The sequence below is a fragment of the Dietzia sp. B44 genome, assembly GCF_014145245.1.
Lineage (GTDB): Bacteria > Actinomycetota > Actinomycetes > Mycobacteriales > Mycobacteriaceae > Dietzia > Dietzia natronolimnaea.
This window is the reverse complement of sequence record NZ_JAALEF010000479.1, coordinates 1-1544: the sequence shown is the minus strand read 5'-3', so window position 1 is coordinate 1544 and position 1544 is coordinate 1. Positions and strand designations below refer to the sequence as shown.

At 70.2% G+C, this 1544-nt stretch carries 2 protein-coding genes; both read left to right on the top strand.

All coding sequences use genetic code 11. The annotated features are described in order from the left end of the window. A partial coding sequence (locus G6017_RS14445; RefSeq protein ID WP_182611179.1) for an SDR family NAD(P)-dependent oxidoreductase occupies nucleotides 1-829 on the top strand: 829 nt, incomplete at its 5' end. 80 nt (nucleotides 830-909) lie between these two features. Beyond that, on the top strand, nucleotides 910-1544 hold a 635-nt coding region (locus G6017_RS14440; protein ID WP_277819608.1), incomplete at its 3' end, for an alpha/beta-hydrolase N-terminal domain-containing protein.

Sequence of the window (1544 nt, the reverse complement as noted above, 5' to 3'; positions counted from 1 at the left end):
CAAGGTCGTCGTCAACGACCTCGGCGGCGACGTCCACGGCGAGGGTGGCACCACCTCCCCGGCCCAGCGCGTTGTCGACGAGATCGTCGCCACCGGCGGCGAGGCCATGGTCGACGGCAACGACATCACCGACGAGGCCGCGGTCGACGCGCTGGTCTCCTCGGTCATCGACAAGTGGGGGCGCATCGACATCCTCATGAACAACGCCGGCATCCTGCGCGACAAGTCGTTCGCCAAGATGGACAACGACGACTTCCGCAAGGTCCTCGAGGTCCACCTCATGGGCTCGGTCAACTGCACCAAGGCCGTCTGGCCCCACATGGCCGAGGCCGGATACGGCCGCATCCTCATGACCACCTCGTCCTCGGGTATCTACGGCAACTTCGGCCAGAGCAACTACGCCGCCGCCAAGTCCGGCCTGGTCGGCCTGATGAACGTGCTCGCCATCGAGGGCGCCAAGAAGAACATCAAGGTCAACTCCATCGCCCCCACGGCCGCCACCCGCATGACCGAGGACCTGCTCCCACAGCGGGTCCTGGACATCATGGGCCCGGAGACCATCGCGCCCGGCGCCCTGTTCATGGTCAGCGAGGACGCGCCCACCAAGACCATCCTCGGTGCCGGCGCCGGCGTGTTCGCCGTTTCCCAGATGGTCGAGAGCCGCGGGGTCTACCTCCCGGACAACGCCCGCACCCCCGAGGTCGTGGCCGAGCGGTGGAACGAGATCGCCGACGTCACCGACGCGAACCCCCTGGAGTCGGCGTTCGAGCAGACCTCCAAGTACGCCGCGCTCGCGGCGCGCGAACTGGGGCTCCACCTCGAGAGCTGAGCCGCGGGGCGCGTGCGCGGGGATAGACTCCGCTCACGCGCCTGGCGCTCCGCCACGGTCTTCTCACCCCTGGACCGGTCTTGACCACGACACCGTCGACGGAGACGATCCGCGGCTTCACCCGTTCCCTGCACCCGGTCGGACTGGCCGTCGCGCTGCTGTTCTTCGTGTGGTCCATGACGCCCTCCCTGTTGCCGCGGGTGTGGCCCCTGCAGGCCGTGGCGACCGGGATCAGCCTCGCGACCGGGTACGGTCTGGGCTGCCTGATCGCATGGGCGGTCCGCTCCTGCGGGGTCTCCCCGGACCATTCCGCCCGCCTGCGCAGGATCGGGTGGTGGTCCCTGGCCGTCACGGCCGCGGTGACCGTCCCGACGTTCCTGGTCCTGGGGTCCTGGTGGCAGCAGATCACCCGGGACCTGGCCGGCGTCGAGCGCATCGACCGCGCCAACTACCTGCTCGTCCTGGTGCTGTCACTACTGGTCGCGACGGTCATCCTCGCGGCGGCCAGGGGGATCCGGCGTGGCACGGCGGCGCTGACCCGGATCGCCGCACCTCACGTCCCGGCCCCACTCGCCCGCGTCGTGGCGCTGGGTCTCGTGGTCCTCATCGCCGTGCTGTCGATCAACGGGCTCGTCCACCGCGGGGTGATCGGCCTGGCCGACAGGACGGCCTCCGCCGCGGACCACGGCACCGCCGAGGGCGTGCGGCAACCCCG